This is a genomic window from Fluviispira multicolorata (genome assembly GCF_009208585.1).
GTDB lineage: Bacteria > Bdellovibrionota_B > Oligoflexia > Silvanigrellales > Silvanigrellaceae > Silvanigrella > Silvanigrella multicolorata.
In genome coordinates, this window is record NZ_WFLN01000006.1 from 145,460 (window position 1) to 163,872 (window position 18,413).

Genomic DNA, 18,413 nt, shown 5'->3' on the forward strand with positions numbered 1-18,413 from the left:
TCAAAAATACGGGAATAAAGCTACAGCAGCTGAAATGCTTGGGATTGCGAGACAAAGTATGTATAGAATTTAACCTGCTTTTTCTTAAATCTTTAATATAAAAGAGGATAACTTCACTATAAATCTATTAGCTATAAATTTCTTAATACTATTTTACATGATCGAATCAGAACTTTATAAATCACTTTTGGTATGATAATGTTTATTATAGAAATCGCTTATAAAATTTTTTTAACGCTTTACTTTAACCCTGTGATTCTCTATTTATCTACTTCTTAAAAATACGGAAATCAATTCATATTAAAAACCCATTCACAAATATGAGTATTTCTTATTTTAGTTTTTTAAAATCTCTGAAAAGTTGATGTATTTTATTTTTGAAAAACACATTTTATTTTTTTCAATTTTTGAAATTGACAATTAAAAATCATTAATTTAAATTAATATTTAAATCAGATTACTCTTTTCCTCAAGAAGTAAAATAATTCTTGAGGAAATATTCAACTGAAATAATGATTTTTTTATACTAAAGAGTTAAGTATTAACAATTTACAACTTGGGATTTATATGCAAAATAATTACACAATGATATCAAATATACAAAATAATAGCATAAATTTTAATACACATAATATAAATATAAACCACAAAAATAAAGAAATAATATATATTGTAGGTGATAATTTTAATGAATTTTCACAAAGCAATTATGTAATCACTTTGAGCAAATTTATTCATTATATAAAAGATATAAATAAAAAATCAAATAACAATTTGTATTATTTAGGGCAAGGATTAAGTAAAAGTGAAAAAGAAATAATTATCAAATATTCAGTGGATTATCAATTTCCTGTGTATTTACCAGAAAATAGACTTGCTTCCGAAAGCAAAGATACGCATAAAACTAAGAAAGAAAATATTTTAATTACTTGTCCACAAAAAATTCATAATGATCTTTACCAAAGTCATTTAATAATTGATGATTCATGCGCAGAAATGAGCGATCATGTTACAGGTAGGCACATTCAAGGAATGGTTCTAATAGAAGCAGCAAGGCAAATGATGTTAGCCATTTCTGAAAAATTTATTCTGGATTATAATAATAAAGGAAATTTTTATTGTATTTGGAGTAATATTGTTACAAAATTTAACCATTTTTTATTTCCAATAGACGTTATTATCAAACATTATATCACTCAAATTGAACGTCATAATAATGGAACAATTAAATTAAAGAGCATAACAAAATTTATACAAAATAATAAGGTATGCTCTGATATTGAAATAGAATATAAACTATTCAATAAATATATAATGAAAAAAATCGAAGAAGAAATTGCAGAAAAAAATTTACAAAATTTTTCGTATAAAATTAAAGAAAAATTTATTCAAGTTTCTAGCATAGAGAATATGTCTTAAATTAAAGGAATACTAATGTATCGTAAAAATAATTCTATTACAAAAAGAGTCAATTATTATGCCTTTTTCGATGTTGATGAAACTATTATACAAGAAAAAAGCATGTTTAGCTTTTTATATTTTTACTCAAAAAAAATGGTTCTTAAATTAAATATTATTAAAGTAATAAAAATATTTTATTACTTTAATTTAATAAAATATTTAAAAATAAATAAATATTCAAGAGATCATATCAATGAAATATATTATAAATTTTATAAAGGAATTAACATAAATACTCTAAATAATCATGCAAATGAATGGTTTGATAAAGCGCGAAGAAGAAGAAATTTTTTTAACTCTAATATAATAAATGAAATTTACTTTCATAAGATGAATGGAGCTAAAGTAGTGCTTGTATCAGGCTCATTTCAAGCGTGTCTTAAGCCAATAGCAAACTATTTAGGTATTGAAGAGATTCTGTGCACACAAATGGAAATATTAGATCAAAAATGTACTGGTAATTTACTGAATATTCCTATAATTGGCGAAGGAAAAGTAATACTAATAAAACAACTCTTATTAAAAGATAATTTTTCTAACTACTCATTATGTTATGCCTATGGAGATCATATTTCTGACTTACCAATGCTAAATTTTGTTGGAAATCCAAGAGTAGTTCCAAATTGCAAAAAATTATTAGAGTATGCTAAAGAGAAAAACTGGGTTTTACTATAGATTTATAATTTTATTTAGGAAGAAATATATGTATGCAAATATTGATTGTATTAGCTATTATTTACCAAAAAATAATTTCAATAATTATAGCGCATCTGAAATTTTTAAAAATTATACTCCTGAAAAAATTTTCCAAAAAACAGGAATAAATAATAGAAAAATTTCGAATAAAAATGAATATTCATCTGATCTTGCTACAGAAGCGTGTGAATCGCTTTTTTTAGAAAATAATATTAATAGAAAGGAGATTGATTATCTCATTTTATGTACACAATCTCCAGATTATTTAATGCCAACAACAGCATGTATTGTTCATCAAAATTTAGGCTTAAACAATTGGTGCGGAGCAATTGATATTAATCAAGGATGTTCAGGATTCATATATTCTCTTGGAGTTGCTAAAGGTCTAATTGAAACGAAGCAAGCTGAAAAAATATTATTAATAACGTCTGAAACTTATTCAAAACATTTAGAACCAAATGATCATGCTACAAGAACAATTTTTGGAGATGGAGCTGCAGCTGTTTTAATTAATAGACAAGCTAAATACCAAAAAATGCCTCTATTTTTATATGGAACAAATGGATCAGGTTTAAAAAACTTAATTTCATATAAAGGAGGAATGAAATCAAATGAAAGTAATTATAAGTATTTTTACATGAATGGTCCTGAAGTTTTTCATTTTGCAATAAATACAGTTCCAGAGATGTTTAAAAAATTGATTTCTGATAATAACATAGATATTAATGAAATTGATTTTTTCATATTTCATCAAGCAAATAAATTTATGCTAGATTCATTAAAAAATAAGTTAAAAATACCAAATGATAAATTTTTATGTTTTATGAGTGAACATGGAAATACCGTTTCATCTAGCATCCCAATTGTTTTTTCAGAATTTATTAAAAATAAAACAATAAAAAGAGGAAATAAAATTATTTTGGTTGGATTTGGAATTGGCTACTCATATTCACTATCTGTTATCGATTTTTAATGAAAGGATTTTATATGGAAAATAACTATTTAATTAATACCGTATTAAATATATTTGAAAAAGACATTACCACAGAGATATATGAAGAAGAAATAGAGTGGGATTCATTAAATACTATTTCTATCATGGTCTTATTATCTGAAAATTTTTGTATTAATGAAAAACCAGAGAATCTAGAAATGTTAAAAAAATTTAAAGATTTATTTGAATATTTTAACACAATAGCAATTAAATCAATTAACAAATTATAACTAGGAGTAGTAATGAATTATTTCTACTATTTTAAATTTTGCGTTTATTTTGGAATAAGTTGCTGGATTTTTATAATATTTTTGAATAATTTAAAAGATAAAAGCACAAATTATAATATTCTTTTTAACATGTTTTCAATGAGTGAAATAAAGAATGACAGAAGCATTAGTCAAGCTTTAACAAAACGCTCAATACACTCTAAATCGTTTGCTAAAAGAGCTCTTCTTCTCATCACATTGTATCAATTTTTAACCAGTATTTTTATGCTTACATCAGCTCTATTCTTTTTATTTTCTATCTCAATAAGTAATGAATATATATTGTTAGCAATTAAATCAATGAATATTTCACTTCTATTATTTACTTCAATGTGGATTTTCTTTATTTGTGGAGGTTTATATTTTGGATATTGGATTAAAACACCACAATATCAACAAATGCACTTTAATCTCTTAAAAGTTTCAATTTTAATTTTTTTACTAATTAATTATAATTAAGGTACTTAATAATGAAAATGATCCATTATTTACTTATGATAATTTTAATGGGGTGTGCATTATTGGTAGTTGGACAATTATATGTGCCAATTTCCATAAGTTCAAATATTTCATCTCAATTTAATGTAACAACTTCAGATGCAACGCTCGTTAGTTCTATTTTTGGATTTTCATATGCCGCTGGATTTTTAATGTTAGGCTCTCTATCAGACAAGTATGGAAGAAAAACAATTTTGGTTTCAGGACTTTGTCTCTTATCACTAACAACTTTTATTGTAAGCTTATCTCCAAATTTCACATTTTTGCTAATTGCAAGGGCTATTCAAGGTTTCGTAGCTTCATCTTTTCCTCCGGTAGCTTTATCACTAGTCACAGAAACACTCGAAATTAAAAAACGCCCAATTGGAATTTCGTTAATAAGCCTATCATTTCTTGCTTCAGCACCTGTTATTCAGCTTTTTACAACTTGGCTTGGCTTAAATATTACCGAAACAATGTTAGTATTTGTCCCTTTTTATTTAGCAGGTGCTTTAGGATTATTATTAATTGCTCCAAAGCATGTATTACCATTAAAAAAGAAAGAATTTAATTTAAAAAATCAGTTTTTGTCTTTATTAAAAGATCCATCTATTTTAGTGTCATGGTTTATTGCTTCGACAGTTTTATTTAGTTTTGTTTCATTTCATGCTGGTATGCAGACTTTGGGTGCTGATCTGGGTATAAATATGCAATTTCTCCGTTTTGCTGGTTTACCGACGCTCCTTTTTGCATTTTCAGCTTCTCCTCTAATACATAAATTTGGTTCATATTTTGCAACACAAATTGGATTAATAATAACTTTATTGGCATTTGTATTAGGAATATTTAATTCTGAAATAAATTTATTCATTGCAAGCGCGATTTTAACTGCTGGAGTTTCAATAACAACTCCAAGTTTAATTGCAACCATTGCAGGAAGATCTAACATACAAAATAGAGGATTTGCGCTTTCAATTTATAGCTTTATGTTATTTTTAGGTGCAAGCATCGCTCCTTTGAGTGCACATTATTTTTCAAAGTTTGGATTAATAGTATTAAATATAGTCCCGATTTCTTTTATTATAATAGGCATAATTGTTATGATTTTATCAAAAAAATTAAAATTTAGAATTTCTTTTCCTGTGACATAAATAAGGAAATATATTAAATGCATTTTAAATTTATCAAATTTTTATCTTTATTTTTTATAACCTTAATTTTAATGAAATATTCTTCAGCACAAAGTGTAAATGAGAAAGAAAAATTTATGAACCAAATTCCAGAGCAAAGCCAAAACAAATTGAATATTCAAATTCCAAAAAAATTTACTAAAAAAGTTAAGCAAATAAATGTCAAAAGTGATAATGAAAATGCTGAGCTTATTCGCTATGAACGCTCCGATGGCATCAATTCTGGTGTTAAGGGAGAACATTTTAGCTTGCTTATTAGTAAAAAAGGATACTTAAAAGGATTTACTCAAATGGATACTTCTTTAACTACGGGTAATTTACCCTCTAGTAAAGAAGCAGAAGAAATAGCAATGAAGTTTTTAAATGAACACGCTCCAGATCTTCTCTCTTCCTTTAAAATAAGTTGGATTGACAAGCATGATGAACAAATCCAAACCATGGATTATAAAAAAATAGCTAATTTAACAATTTCAGGTATGAAAGTGAAAATGCAGAATACAAAAGATAAAAAATGGTTTTGGGTTATAGTAGGTACTAATCATAAAGTTATAATATTTGAAAGAGACATTGTTTGGATTTCTTTCCCTGGACATCGCAAAACGGAAAAATGGTTGCATGATAGTTGGTTAGTAAATAATAACGTCGCTGATCTCAAAACATAGTGTTGCTCAAAATTGAAGCTCCCATAACTGTAAACCTTAAATATAGTTTAAACTAGCTCCTGGCTTTCTAGTTGAGAGATTTGGCATAAAAACAGCTCTGATAGTTTTTGGCTGCATTCTTCTTCTCATATCATTTATTTTATATAAAGTAACAATCTTTAAAAAATTGAAGTTCTCTGAACTTAAAGATACTAAAAATTTTTATATAAAACAAGGACATGTCAGTTGATATTTTTTAAAAATAAAAAACACACCTACTTTTTAAATAGGTGTGCTCATGAGATCATTCATATCTCTATTAGATCACTTTTTACTAGATGCCGCAATTAAGTTCAACGCGCTGCCTGCTTTAAACCAACCGATTTGTTGATCATTAAAGGTATGATTCAACAGAATTTCTTCAGTCTTACCATCAGTATGCTTCACAGTTAAAGTGAGCTGTTTGCCCGGTGCAAGATCTTTTGGATTTAAAGCGAATGTGTCGTCTTCACGAATTTTTTCGTAATCAGCAGGAGTGGCGAATATTAAAGGTAACATACCTTGCTTTTTAAGGTTTGTTTCGTGAATACGTGCAAAGCTTTTTACAATAATTGCTTTGCCACCAAGGTGACGAGGTTCAAGCGCTGCATGCTCACGAGAGCTGCCTTCACCATAATTTTCTTCACCAACCACAATCCAACCAATCCCTTTGGCTTTGTAATCGCGAGCTGTTGCTGGAACAGCTCCATGAGTTCCAGATGTTTGATTTTTAACCTTATTTGGCTCACCGTTAAAAGAATTGATTGCCCCAATAAGAAGGTTGTTAGAAATATTATCTAAGTGTCCACGGAATTTTAACCAACTTCCAGCCATAGAAATATGGTCTGTCGTACATTTGCCTTTTGCTTTAATGAGCAAACGAAGACCCATAAAATCAGAGTTCACGTTTGGTGCACTAAAAGGGTTGAGAGCTTGCAAACGATCGCTCTGTGGATTGATGCTGACAGAGACTTTTGAACCATCTTTTTCTGGCTCAATATAACCATGCTCATCCTTCACAAAGCCTTTGTCTGGAAGATCAAGACCTTTAGGTGGTTGAAGCATGATTTTCTCACCTTTATCATTGGTGATTGGCTCTTTTGTAAAATCGATACTTAAATCGCCTGTAAGAGCAAAACCAATAACAGTTTCAGGAGATGCGACAAAGGCATGTGTCTTTGGATTTCCGTCGTTACGTGCTGTAAAGTTACGATTAAAACTTGTAATAATAGAGTTTTTCTCAAGAGCCCCATGGCGCTTCCATTGCCCAATGCAAGGTCCACAGGCATTGGCCATAACATTTGCACCCATTTGAGAGAGCACGCCAAGTTGTCCATCACGTTCAATGGTTGCACGCACTTGCTCACTACCAGGGGTGATTAAAAACTCACATTTTGCCTTTGCCCCTTGCCCCAAAGCCTGTTTTGCAACTGCAGTCACACGGTCAATGTCTTCGTAAGAAGAGTTTGTGCAAGAACCAATAAGGGCTGCACTCAATTTTTCGGGCCAGCCGTTTTGTTTAACAGCTTTTGCAAACTCAGAAATAGGAGTTGCAAGGTCTGGAGTGAATGGACCATTGATATGTGGTTCGAGCGTGTCTAAATCTATAGTGATAACTTGATCATAGAATTTTTCAGGATTCTTTTCGACTTCTACGTCTGCTTTTAAGCAATCCGCTACGCCATCAGCCATTTTTGCAATTTCAGTTCTTTCTGTCTTTTTAAGATAATCAGACATACGGGAGTCATAAGGAAATAAGGAGGTTGTGGCTCCAATTTCGGCACCCATATTACAAATTGTTCCTTTACCAGTACAAGAAAGTGATTCTGTACCTGCACCGAAATACTCAACAATAGCGCCTGTACCACCTTTTACAGTGAGAATTCCGGCAAGCTTTAAAATAACATCTTTTGGAGAAGACCAACCTTTGAGCTTACCTGTGAGTTTTACACCAATAAGTTTTGGAAATTTGAGTTCCCATGGAATACCCGCCATAACGTCAACGGCATCTGCACCACCCACACCGATAGCAATCATGCCAAGGCCACCTGCATTTGGTGTGTGTGAGTCTGTACCAATCATCATTCCGCCTGGAAATGCATAGTTTTCAAGTACAACTTGGTGAATAATTCCTGCTCCTGGTTTCCAAAAGCCAATACCGTATTTTCTAGAAACATTTGCTAAGAATTCATAGACTTCCGCATTGTCGCGGTTTGCGGTTGCAAGATCTGTTGCCGCATTGATTTCCGCTTGAATAAGGTGGTCACAGTGAACAGTAGAAGGCACGGCCACTTTTGGAATACCGGCTGACATAAACTGCAAGAGAGCCATTTGAGCAGTTGCATCTTGCATAGCAACACGGTCAGGGAAAAAGTCAACGTAGTCTTGCCCTCTTCCAAAAATTTTTAGCTCCGTTCCTTGACCACCATTTGCTGGTTTGAGGTGAGCATAAAGAATTTTTTCTGTGAACGTCATTGGCCGCCCAAGCAGTTTACGCGCAGAGTCCACATTTGATTTAAAGTTTGCATACACTTTTTTCATCATATCAAGATCTTGCACCATAAAAAACCTCCATCAAAAACACAAGAAAAGGGCATGCCGCACATGCTTCTCTTCTATTGCTATGATCTTCTCGGCAACATTGGAACAAAGTGTGAAGCAAAAATTTTTTCCGACCCATAAAAAAACTCAATATCTCTAAGGAACTGGCAAAAGCAAAAAAAAAATTTCAAAACTGCTTGACTCTTTTCTTGCGAAAGAATACCTACCTTTTCACGGAAGAAATGGCCCTATCGTCTAGAGGCCTAGGACACCGCCCTTTCACGGCGGTAACACCGGTTCGAATCCGGTTAGGGTCACCATATTTTCCTAACTTAAAAAAAGCCAACCACATCGGTTGGCTTTTTTTATTGCTTAAAATTTAAAATTGATTCTAATAAAAATCTTCTTTCTTGACCTTAAAAAAGAAACCTCTTTGGAAAAAAACTACTTCCACTTGGATTTGCTTTTGCACACAAGTTGTTATTAAAAAATGTTTTTGCTAGATATGATATTTATGCTTATGACCCTTTCGTCTAGCAGGTCCAGGACACCACCCTTTCACGGTGGCGACATGGGTTCAAATCCCTTAAGGGTCACCACGAAAATTAAATTTTTAATTTTCTATTCAATAATATTAAAATGAGAAATTCTATAAATTGGCATATCTAGCGAAGGTGTTGCTCTGCCCGAATGTTGAGAATCAACAATAACATTAATAGCATCTTTGGCTTCAAGCGACATAAAAGCAATATTTAGATACTCATTTTCAAAATTACCGACAATATCGTATTCTTCCGCTATGTTTCTAATTTGCTCTGCTTTAAAAATTTGATCATCAGCATGTGGATTATGTTTTAATATTAATTTATTTTTTTCAAAAGGAAAATTAAAATTTTGCAACTGTTGTTCAGTGCCCTTCAGCATTGAATGTGAATATCTACCTGTTAAATAAAAAATAGCGATATCATTTTTATTTAATTCATTTACAAAAATATCTGCATTGTTCATTAATTTATCATATTTTACTAAAGTATTGCCATCAAAAAATTTTCTCTTCCAAAATCTTTCGACAGCTGAAAAGACACTCATCATTTCTTGATTTCTTAAATCAAAACCCGAATTTTCAAAAGCATGTGACAAACTGTAACCAATATGACTGTAATTTAATTTTGCAATTTTTTGTAAGAGCCTTTTATCAAAATGATGCGAAGCTTCAGACGCAAGCCATTCATTTAAAATACCAAGAGTTCTATAACCCACATCAAATAAAGTGCCATCTAAATCAAAAACACATGCTGGTTTCCTTTTAGAATTTTTAGTTTTTTTCAAAATTAAATCTAAAATTTCTTGAGAAGATCTGTCATAAATATCCCAAGATTTTGGCTCAGAACGATAAATACGACTGCGTGGGTGAGGGTGGGGCAACCCAGCTGTGACTTGCTCACTTAAATAAGTTTTAATTGTTTCTTTAAGAGATTGTAATGCTTTTTCAAGAATGGGATGATGGGTCGAATCGGATTCTTTTTTAATTGTATCCATTTGTGTCTGCAAAAGATGCCACAATTCATTTGTATCCATTATTTTTATTCCTAATTTTAAATAATCATTCAAAGCTCATTTTATTTTATATCATTCTATATTTAAATTTAACTCACTTGGCAGAATATGCGAGCGAATTATTTTTGCTCCAAATTCAAGACATTTAATTTCAAATTGTTTACTTACATGATCGCGAGAAAAAGGCTCTACCAGCTCAGGATAAAGTTTTCCTAAAAAAGTCTTACGTGACAGACCAATTAAAACTGCTTTTTTAAGATTCAAAAGAGAATCAATGCCTTCCTGCGAAAGCAACTCTAAATTATTTTCAAGCGATTTTCCAAAACCTATACCCGGATCGATTGCAATTGTCTTCACCCCACATTGCTCAGCATATTGAATTCTTTCCTGCAAAAATGTGGTCACTTCAGCAATGCAACTGTTATAAACAGGATTTACTTGCATATCTTTAGGTGTTCCCTGCATATGCATAATAATATAGCCAAGATTATATTGAGCGGCCACATGTGCAGTAGAACACATAACTCCCATGACGTTTTCAATTCGTAACCCTGAAAATATATCATTTACAATGTCTATTAAGCCTTCCTGAGCAAGTTTATGAGCGACAATAGGTGAATAAGTGTCAAGACTGATAAGAACGTTGGCAGGAATTCTTTTTCTTGCTTCTACAATGGCCCCGTACACACGCTTTAACTCTTCTTCAGGATTCACATAAGCGGCATTTGGACGACTCGAAGCCCCTCCAAAATCAAGAATTTTTGCACCTGCTTCTACCAAACTATCAATACGTGATAAAGCACATTTATTATCAATATACTTACCCCCATCACTAAAGCTATCAGGGGTTAAATTGACAATTCCCATCCAAATATTTTTATGCTCTGAACACAAATTATTAAGTTTTTCAGCACCTGTTAAATTCATTTAATATCCTAAAATATATTTTTAACATAATTCAAGCCTAAATACTGGCAGGAATATTTAAGTAAATACAAAAAAAAGAAATAAAAATCAAATATACTTTTATAAGCAAAAATATTTATTTGACTTTTATTTCTTTTTTTAACTATTGTTTTATCTACTTTTATGATGAAAAATATCAAATATTAGTATTTGATTATGAAGTTAACATAAGCATTTTTAGGGCGAGATTCTCCAATACCAGAGTTTGCACTCCAGCCTGCAATAAATGGTTTATTTGCAACTGCTCTATTAAATTTAAGGTTGTAATCAGGGAGTTTTAAAACAACTTTATGATTATGCTTACCCGAACTTTGGGTGTTTATTTTGCGAGTTAAAACGCTATTATTAAAATCTCTATTACCACTTCCAGGCAAATTATTTGGCTTATTTAGTTGCTGAACAGAATAATATGCATCATCGAGACTATGCACATGTTCACCACTATTTTCGGTAAAAAATGTCAACTCTCTTGCTTTTGGAAGAGCAGTCCCTTCTACAGTCAAATTAATATCAGAAATCCAAAAACCACCCGGTTGATGGGCATGGCTCAAATTAGCAGTGTCTTGAATAGAACCCACTCGTTCTCCTGTATTTCCTCCCTTTCTCATAGCATTACGAGTAGAAGCGACTGGAGCATTAATTTCCGCATAACTCACTCCTCGTAAAAATAAACCACGATAATCAGGAATATTAAACGTAGTGGAACCATCTCCATCCCCATGACTTGTTCCAATAACTTCAAATAACCTAGCATATTGAATGCGATTTAATTCACGTCCATCACATAAAAAATATCCTTTTGGAAAATTACTACTTGCAAAAGTTAAAACAGAGCCTGTAGGAATTATTGGTTGTCTTTGTTTCATGATTTCTAATTCAATTGCACGCATTCTATCATCAATACTTGCAATTTCATAATTAATTTCTTCACTATTTTGTGCATGTGTAAAGGTAGAAAAAGAAAATGCTGAAATTAACATCATTTTTGAAAATATATTTTTCATTTTAACCTCAAGTATAAATTTTGGTTTAAAAAAAGAACTTACAAATATCAAAGCACTTATTAAATTATTTTTATAAAACATGTCAATATAAAATAATTATTTTTTATTTATTGATTTTTATACTTAATTATATATATTAAATTTGTTTTTTGTGTAATATTAATGTTTTTATGTCTATATTTTGCTCAATTTTAAGGAGTTTATAAATGAAAATAAAAATGCTTTATTTTTCATTATTTTTTATGACATCTAGTCTAATAATTCTTTCTACACATGCAGAAAGTTTTTCACGTGGAAAAAGAAGCGTTATTTGGAATGAAAGTGGAACTTTCCAAAGCATTTCAATAAATAATGAAAAACTTTGCGCTATAAAAAGTAACAGTAATGAAACTGCTTGCTTTAATTTATATTACGATAAAACACGCCTTCCGCCACAACAGTTTTCAATATCTGGAAAATATAAACTTATATCAATGGGTGAACGCCATACATGTGCAATATCAAATATTGATTCTTCACTCTATTGTTGGGGTTTCAATAAAAGTGGACAAATAGGAATTGAGAATAATAACACTTATATCAAAGAACCTTCAAAAGTTAATTTTCAAAAAGAAATTATTTCTATATCAACTTCACAAGCTAACACATACGTAGTTGACAAAGATGGAGACATATGGGGTTGGGGCACGAATATGCACAACCAAATACCAAACTCTAATTTTATAACTTATCTTGCCTCAAATATTCCTAGAAAAATTCCTAATAGTAAAAAGTTTTTTGCAATCAGTTCAGGTGATTATTTTATGTGCTCACTTAGCTTTGAGGGAATGAATGGCACAGAAAAATATGGAAATATTTACTGTGTAGGTGACAATAAATATGGACAACATGGAAACGGTAAAGATGCACATGATGTCATTTATTTAACTAAAATAAGTTATAAAAACTACATAAGTCTTGCAGCAGGTAAAACACATATTTGTGCAATTACAACCGAAAAAAAACTCGAATGCTGGGGTAATAATAATTTTGGTCAACTTTCATATGATCCAAAAAACACCTCGTATCTGACAACCCCGCATCCAGTTATTAGCTTGAATGATTCAAATTTCCAAAATCTAAAATTTAAATCACTCGCACTCACTGATAATTCTACTTGTGCAATCACAACTGAAAATATTCCATATTGTTTTGGCGACAATACATACGGTCAATTAGGTGGAGAACCTGAAAGCGGAGCAGAGCCAATTACATCGTTAAGTGGATTTACATATTATTCTCATTATAAGCCTAAAAAGCTTATGCCATCTACAGAAGTAAAAGTTAAATCAATCGCAGGCAATGCAAGATCAACGTGTATCGTAACACAAAATAATGAACTTCAGTGCTTTGGTTTTATACAAAAAAACACTTATTCAAGTTTGAGCATGGGAAGTAATTATATTTGCGGAATAAGTTCTTATAACACACGCGCATTTTGTTCTAATTTAGAAGATGGACTTTCTGGTCATTTTGCAAATCCGTGGAATGCACCACTTGTAACGCCTTGGGCAAGTTCACAATCTTTTTCACAAGTGAGCGTAGGTATTTATCACTCCTGTGGAGTCACAAATGAATCTCCACACAATACATACTGCTGGTCTAATCCTGAGACGTCTGAAATGAGTAAAAGAACTCACCCACAAATTGTTGAACAGTTAAATGAACCCATGAGTAAAATTGTAGTTGGAAGCGCTCATTCCTGTGCAATTAGCAAACAAACTGGAAGCTTATTCTGTTCAGGCAATAATGGTGCCGGACAATTAGGCAATGGAAATTTTATGAGCACCGTTCAAACACTTCACTATAATAAAGTTATTTTACCAAATGTTTCATTTAAAGATATTGCATTAAGTGATTATGCAACTTGTGCTGTTTCAACGGAAAACGACGTATATTGTTTTGGCATTAATAAATATGGTGAATTAGGAAATGGAGGTTTTTACAGCCAAGTTAAAAATACACCACAAAAAATTAAAAATATTAAATTAAAAAGTATTTCTGGCGGTAACAATTTCTTTTGTGGAATGAAAGCAAATGCATCAGAAAATGAAAATAAAGTTATTTGTTGGGGAGACAACAGTGAAGGACAAATTGGTCTAACTCATAAAAGAAAATCTAGCAAAACCGTTGAATTACCAAATAGTAAAAATTTTATTTCTGTAAATACATATGTAAGTACAACTTGTTTAATTAGTAAAAATAATGAAGCATTTTGTTTAGGAAATAATTTAAATGGTATAATCAGCTCAGACAACCCATACGAAGCAATTTACGCTCCCATTCATGTTCAAAGCAACAAAAAATTCAATGCAATAAGCATTGGCAACAAAAAAGCATGTGGAATTCTTACCAGTGATAAAACAGTTTTCTGCTGGGGAAATCAATAAGTATAAATTTTTGTGCCTTTTAAATAATAAGGCACTTTTTTTTAAGGATTAAAAAAAATGTTAACATCGAAGTTTAATAGAGTGTTTTTTTCATTATCTTTTTCAACCTTTTTCTTTTATTCCTGTTCCAATCAAAAAATAAATTATTTAGATTCTGAAATCTTGAATGAAATGCGCTTAAGCGAAATGAGTTCATTTGCAGCAAACTCAACTTTTTCCAATGGAACAAGTTCAGAAATATCAATTAAAGACATTAAAACGAGAGAAAAAAATTGCTCTCTCAATAATGAAACATTCAAGAAAAATCTTAAAAATATATTTGATGAATATAATAATAAAGATCTCTTAAATCACTCAGGAAATACCACTATACCAATTTTGAGTATTCTCAACAAAATAAGCACTCTCACAAAATCTTATGAAACAGATAAAAACAATGCATATGCATGTTATTATCCTGAACTGTATTTAGCCAATGCAATTCTTATGAATTCTTTACAAAAAGTCCCTCTTGCCCCATTCAATCAAGAAACTTTAATGGCTATTGATAATAAAAAAGATCCTGCCGAGCAAGAAAACTGGAACGAGAAAGAAGTTATTAAAAATAGTCGTTTTGCTAAACTCAATGGTATGATTCGGTCTGCTTCAATTGCACACAATTTATTAAAATTAGAAAAGAATTTAGCAAAGAATGTAACACAAATTTCCATAGGCAAAACAGAAAGCGAAAAGAAATATTTAATTGATATAAGAAAAAATATATCTAATGAAGCACAAGTTGAACAACTTTTAAATATGGCCAATGCCATGTCTGCCATTGGTTTTTATGAAAGGGCAATTTACCGCTGGAATGGAGTCACTTCTGCCAATGAACTTGATATGCCTGTTACTCTACCAAACGAAAGTTTGCAAAATACACTCTATGAATTAAATTCAAGCGAAACAAAACTGCCATTAAAATTTATCATTGCAAACGACTTACTCAACGCTAATGAACATGTAAAATTAGCTTTAAGCTCATACAACTGTAATGGGAATATTAATAATTACGCATCTGTCCAGTTCGTTTCAATGTGTGCAGAGTTAAAAACGATTCAAGAAAAAGCTCTCAAAATTGACCTTAAACGCTTAGTGTGTTCAACAAATACTAAGGAAAGTTCAATAATAAGTTCTGACGCTCACTTTGCAAATTATTTTTGGGAAGAAGCAAACTGCGACTCAGAAATTGCAAAAGATTCTTTACTCGCAAAAAGTTATCTTGATCTAAATGGAAATTCATACAACTTTATAAATCCAGTTGCATTAAACCCCTTACGTTTACAAGAGCAACTTGAAAATATTCAAAGCAGTTTATCAAGTCTTAACGAAAGAATTTCTAAAATAAATTTGCTACAAACAAGAGATTTTGAAAATAAGAGGCAAGAAATATCAGACAGCTTGATTCCTCTCAAATATGAACTCGAAAAGTCAAAAGTCGCTTTAAACAAAGGAATGCTTGAAAATGAATTTAATAAAAATCAGGTAGCAGCCTCAAAAATATTACTTGAAGCGACAAAAGACGAAATTGAAATGGCAGAAATTCAACAAAAAAATCAGTTTCTAACTTATATTTCAACTTTATCGAGTGTTAATACATTAAAGAATTTAGAAAAAACATTAAGCGACTATCAAAGCGATAAAAAAGCAGCATTAAATAAATATACACAAGAGTTATGTGGAGAGAATGGTGTTAACAATTGCAATGGAGCAGTTCAAGGAGAATCTCTAAAACTTTCTCAAAATAAACTTTTAGCTGTTAAAAATAATTTTAAAAATGATTGTACAAAACTTGTCAATCATTTAAATACGGTTACAAAAATTATTGGCAAAAATGGCTGTAACATCGATTCAGTTTCACAAAATTTTAAATTTACAGATGATATTAAAGAAATAAATAAACAAATATTTACAGTTCTTACACAATTGCCCAAAAATATCCCGCCAACATGTCAAGCTGCAGTGATTTCAGAAGCAAGATTACATTTGAGAAATGCTGAGTTTGATAAAGTATTACAAAAGCCGCTCGATGGAGTTCGATTTGAAAAAAAATGTACTTACAAAAAAAATAATACGCAAAGTGAGAAAGGAAATGGGGGTAGTAGAGGCGGACTTTCTTGCAAAAAAATAGAAATAAAAAATATAGATGATTTGACAAAAATAATCGATAAAATGTCTCAAGATACTTCTAAAACAATATACTTTGCGTCAGAAAGAGGGACAGGCAGCAATCAAGGATATAGCAATTTATTATACACGGATATGAATAAAGTGAGCTCTATTGCATCCTTTCATACAGAAAAGATTTATATAGAAAATCATCTTGGGATAAACAATCAAAACCGTTCACAGCTTGCAAATCCACAACAATTCTGTCAAAATATAGTAGATACGCGTGCTTCAAAATTCTCTAATCTAATTGATGCAGAACTGTCACTTGCTCAATTAGAAATTCAAAGACTGCATACAAAATTTAATGTATCAGATAAAACAATTGAAATAGAAAATAATTATGCAGAGAAAAAGCTTGAGTTAAAAAATCAAATTGACAATTTACAAAGTCAGATTAAAAACTTTGAACATAACTTAGGAATCGATGATAATATAAGACCTTTAACAGTTCAATTGGCACTCAGCAGCCAAAGCAAAGAAGCTATTAATTATTTTTACGATAGTAATAAAAACAAACTGAATAACCTTGCCATAAAAGTTGCTTTAAGCAAACAAGTTTATCAAAATAAAGTTCTTAACTCTAATAAAATAAGCGAAAAGATATCCGAAGAAAACTATAATATTTTAAAATTACAAAAAGATAGTATAAATTCATCAATTGATACCATCAATAAAACACTTGTATCTCATGTTAATAGTTCGGCATTGATTACATCAATCACACCAAACTTAAATAGTTTTTCTTCAGATACTCCTAAATTAAAAATACTTAACTCATTAGCTAAAGATGCTATAAAGGTAGCTACGTATACATTACTTAATATGCCAGATGACTTACGTGACATAAATAATATCAAATACTCGCAATTTGTAGATCAAATTTCAAAAACAAAATCTACATGCAGCTATTTAGCTTCATTTTATGATGCCAATAATTGCTTAAAAGAGATTGTCATACTCCAAGAAAAATTATCCTTTAAAAACACTTTAGCTCATAGCAATCAAAAAGAATATAATATAAAAATTCTTTCAAACAAACTTAGACTTGATAGTCTAATAAGTGAAAACAGCACAGATATAGAGTTTGATAATAAATTTATTGATGAACTCAATAAAAATGGAAAAGCTAATTTCACAATTGACCATCAATTTCTAATTAAGAAAAAATTATTGCTCGAAGAATTTAGTAATGAATATTACAATAAAAAAATAACGGGAATTTCAGTCGAAATTATTCAAGAAAATCCAAATAAAAAAGAATTTCTAGACGAAGCATTTTCACCTGAATCAAATATTGCATTTTTAATGCATGACGGATTAAACTCTGCAATAAAATCTATAAATAATAATGGTGATTCTGATATTTCTAGCTATACATTGGCTAAATACAATAAGTTTAAAGCAGAAATAAATGCAAGTCAAAATTCTATATTTTACAGCACATTGGGAAATAATTTTCCGTATTTATTTAATTACAAGATCAACGAGAACCTTTTAACGAACACAGTTTCAACAACTCAATTGCCAATCAGAGAGTTCAATAATTCATACATTAATAAATATACTTCATTAATCTGGTTAGACAAATTAAAGAATGATGTGTTTTTAAGCTCACCTTCAAAGAATGATGTCTACTGGCAAACATTGACTGGTTTCATTTCTGATGGCTCAATTAACAATAGTAAATTGCTAATGCACTCTAACAAAATAAAAAATTGCTTAAAATCTGATAATTTAAATTCGTCTGATTGTGTATTTGCAAAGACAGCAATTAAAAATTCATTTTCTGGCTTTCCATTTTTAGGTAAATACACCTTTGTTTATGCGCCACATCAGGCAGATAAAGTATTACAAGAAGATGTTTCGGATGAAAGCAAAACACGCATCACCGGTCTAATTATTAAATTTATCATTTCAAATTAAAATCACTTATAAAGCTTC

The 18,413-nt window shown here is 30.5% G+C and carries 13 protein-coding genes and 2 tRNA genes; 11 read left to right on the forward strand and 4 right to left on the reverse strand.

Annotated features, from left to right (window positions below):
• Positions 1-567 precede the first annotated feature (567 nt).
• From GCL57_RS07045 to GCL57_RS07075, 7 genes are read left to right on the forward strand one after another with little or no spacing between them, the layout of a single operon-like run.
• The gene (locus GCL57_RS07045) at positions 568-1,419 is read left to right on the forward strand and encodes an AfsA-related hotdog domain-containing protein (protein ID WP_152212651.1); all 852 of its coding nucleotides are present in this window, start codon (positions 568-570) and stop codon (positions 1,417-1,419) included.
• Between the two features lie 15 nt (positions 1,420-1,434).
• A complete protein-coding gene (locus GCL57_RS07050) occupies positions 1,435-2,136 on the forward strand; it encodes an HAD family hydrolase (RefSeq protein WP_152212652.1) in 702 nt (233 codons plus the stop codon).
• Positions 2,137-2,164: 28 nt separating this feature from the next.
• Complete coding sequence (locus GCL57_RS07055; RefSeq protein ID WP_152212653.1) at positions 2,165-3,130, forward strand: ketoacyl-ACP synthase III; 966 nt, start codon at positions 2,165-2,167, stop codon at positions 3,128-3,130.
• Positions 3,131-3,144: 14 nt separating this feature from the next.
• Positions 3,145-3,381: a hypothetical protein gene (locus GCL57_RS07060; RefSeq protein ID WP_152212654.1), complete on the forward strand. Its 237-nt coding sequence runs from the start codon at positions 3,145-3,147 to the stop codon at positions 3,379-3,381.
• Between the two features lie 12 nt (positions 3,382-3,393).
• On the forward strand, positions 3,394-3,879 hold the full coding sequence (locus GCL57_RS07065) for a DUF2165 family protein (protein ID WP_152212655.1): 486 nt from the start codon (positions 3,394-3,396) through the stop codon (positions 3,877-3,879).
• Positions 3,880-3,890: 11 nt separating this feature from the next.
• Positions 3,891-5,048: an MFS transporter gene (locus GCL57_RS07070; RefSeq protein WP_152212656.1), complete on the forward strand. Its 1,158-nt coding sequence runs from the start codon at positions 3,891-3,893 to the stop codon at positions 5,046-5,048.
• Between the two features lie 17 nt (positions 5,049-5,065).
• Positions 5,066-5,749, forward strand: coding sequence for a hypothetical protein (locus GCL57_RS07075; RefSeq protein ID WP_152212657.1), 684 nt, complete (start codon positions 5,066-5,068; stop codon positions 5,747-5,749).
• A gap of 303 nt (positions 5,750-6,052) precedes the next feature.
• Here the strand turns inward: GCL57_RS07075 and GCL57_RS07080 are convergent, their stop codons facing one another.
• Positions 6,053-8,329, reverse strand: a complete 2,277-nt coding sequence (locus GCL57_RS07080; protein ID WP_152212658.1) for an aconitate hydratase — start codon at positions 8,327-8,329, stop codon at positions 6,053-6,055.
• Positions 8,330-8,552: 223 nt separating this feature from the next.
• On the opposite strand from GCL57_RS07080, the gene GCL57_RS07085 reads away from it, so the two are divergent.
• Together GCL57_RS07085 and GCL57_RS07090 are read left to right on the forward strand one after the other, a co-directional pair.
• Positions 8,553-8,628: transfer RNA gene (locus GCL57_RS07085), tRNA-Glu, on the forward strand.
• Between the two features lie 202 nt (positions 8,629-8,830).
• Positions 8,831-8,907, forward strand: a tRNA-Glu gene (locus tag GCL57_RS07090).
• A 22-nt stretch (positions 8,908-8,929) separates the two neighbouring features.
• On the opposite strand, the gene GCL57_RS07095 is transcribed toward GCL57_RS07090, so the two are convergent.
• The 3 genes from GCL57_RS07095 to GCL57_RS07105 all read right to left on the reverse strand — a co-directional run bounded on the left by GCL57_RS07095 (position 8,930) and on the right by GCL57_RS07105 (position 11,835).
• On the reverse strand, positions 8,930-9,886 hold the full coding sequence (locus tag GCL57_RS07095; protein WP_152212659.1) for an HAD family acid phosphatase: 957 nt from the start codon (positions 9,884-9,886) through the stop codon (positions 8,930-8,932).
• Between the two features lie 51 nt (positions 9,887-9,937).
• A complete protein-coding gene (gene folP, locus GCL57_RS07100) occupies positions 9,938-10,792 on the reverse strand; it encodes a dihydropteroate synthase (protein ID WP_152212660.1) in 855 nt (284 codons plus the stop codon).
• Between the two features lie 182 nt (positions 10,793-10,974).
• The gene (locus GCL57_RS07105; RefSeq protein WP_161597646.1) at positions 10,975-11,835 is read right to left on the reverse strand and encodes a phage tail protein; all 861 of its coding nucleotides are present in this window, start codon (positions 11,833-11,835) and stop codon (positions 10,975-10,977) included.
• Between the two features lie 206 nt (positions 11,836-12,041).
• On the opposite strand from GCL57_RS07105, the gene GCL57_RS07110 reads away from it, so the two are divergent.
• Both GCL57_RS07110 and GCL57_RS07115 read left to right on the forward strand, forming a co-directional pair.
• Positions 12,042-14,264 (forward strand): RCC1 domain-containing protein, encoded by a 2,223-nt coding sequence (locus tag GCL57_RS07110; RefSeq protein ID WP_152212662.1) that lies wholly within the window; start codon positions 12,042-12,044, stop codon positions 14,262-14,264.
• A gap of 57 nt (positions 14,265-14,321) precedes the next feature.
• Complete coding sequence (locus GCL57_RS07115) at positions 14,322-18,395, forward strand: hypothetical protein (protein ID WP_152212663.1); 4,074 nt, start codon at positions 14,322-14,324, stop codon at positions 18,393-18,395.
• The last annotated feature ends 18 nt before the right edge of the window (positions 18,396-18,413 follow it).

Bases quoted from the DNA above. Each gene is read 5' to 3' on its own strand.
- GCL57_RS07045 (WP_152212651.1), top strand. From the start codon at position 568: ATGCAAAATAATTACACAATGATATCAAATATACAAAATAATAGCATA.
- GCL57_RS07050 (WP_152212652.1), top strand. From the start codon at position 1,435: ATGTATCGTAAAAATAATTCTATTACAAAAAGAGTCAATTATTATGCC.
- GCL57_RS07055 (WP_152212653.1), top strand. From the start codon at position 2,165: ATGTATGCAAATATTGATTGTATTAGCTATTATTTACCAAAAAATAAT.
- GCL57_RS07060 (WP_152212654.1), top strand. From the start codon at position 3,145: ATGGAAAATAACTATTTAATTAATACCGTATTAAATATATTTGAAAAA.
- GCL57_RS07065 (WP_152212655.1), top strand. From the start codon at position 3,394: ATGAATTATTTCTACTATTTTAAATTTTGCGTTTATTTTGGAATAAGT.
- GCL57_RS07070 (WP_152212656.1), top strand. From the start codon at position 3,891: ATGAAAATGATCCATTATTTACTTATGATAATTTTAATGGGGTGTGCA.
- GCL57_RS07075 (WP_152212657.1), top strand. From the start codon at position 5,066: ATGCATTTTAAATTTATCAAATTTTTATCTTTATTTTTTATAACCTTA.
- GCL57_RS07080 (WP_152212658.1), bottom strand. From the start codon at position 8,329: ATGGTGCAAGATCTTGATATGATGAAAAAAGTGTATGCAAACTTTAAA.
- GCL57_RS07095 (WP_152212659.1), bottom strand. From the start codon at position 9,886: ATGGATACAAATGAATTGTGGCATCTTTTGCAGACACAAATGGATACA.
- folP (WP_152212660.1), bottom strand. From the start codon at position 10,792: ATGAATTTAACAGGTGCTGAAAAACTTAATAATTTGTGTTCAGAGCAT.
- GCL57_RS07105 (WP_161597646.1), bottom strand. From the start codon at position 11,835: ATGAAAAATATATTTTCAAAAATGATGTTAATTTCAGCATTTTCTTTT.
- GCL57_RS07110 (WP_152212662.1), top strand. From the start codon at position 12,042: ATGAAAATAAAAATGCTTTATTTTTCATTATTTTTTATGACATCTAGT.
- GCL57_RS07115 (WP_152212663.1), top strand. From the start codon at position 14,322: ATGTTAACATCGAAGTTTAATAGAGTGTTTTTTTCATTATCTTTTTCA.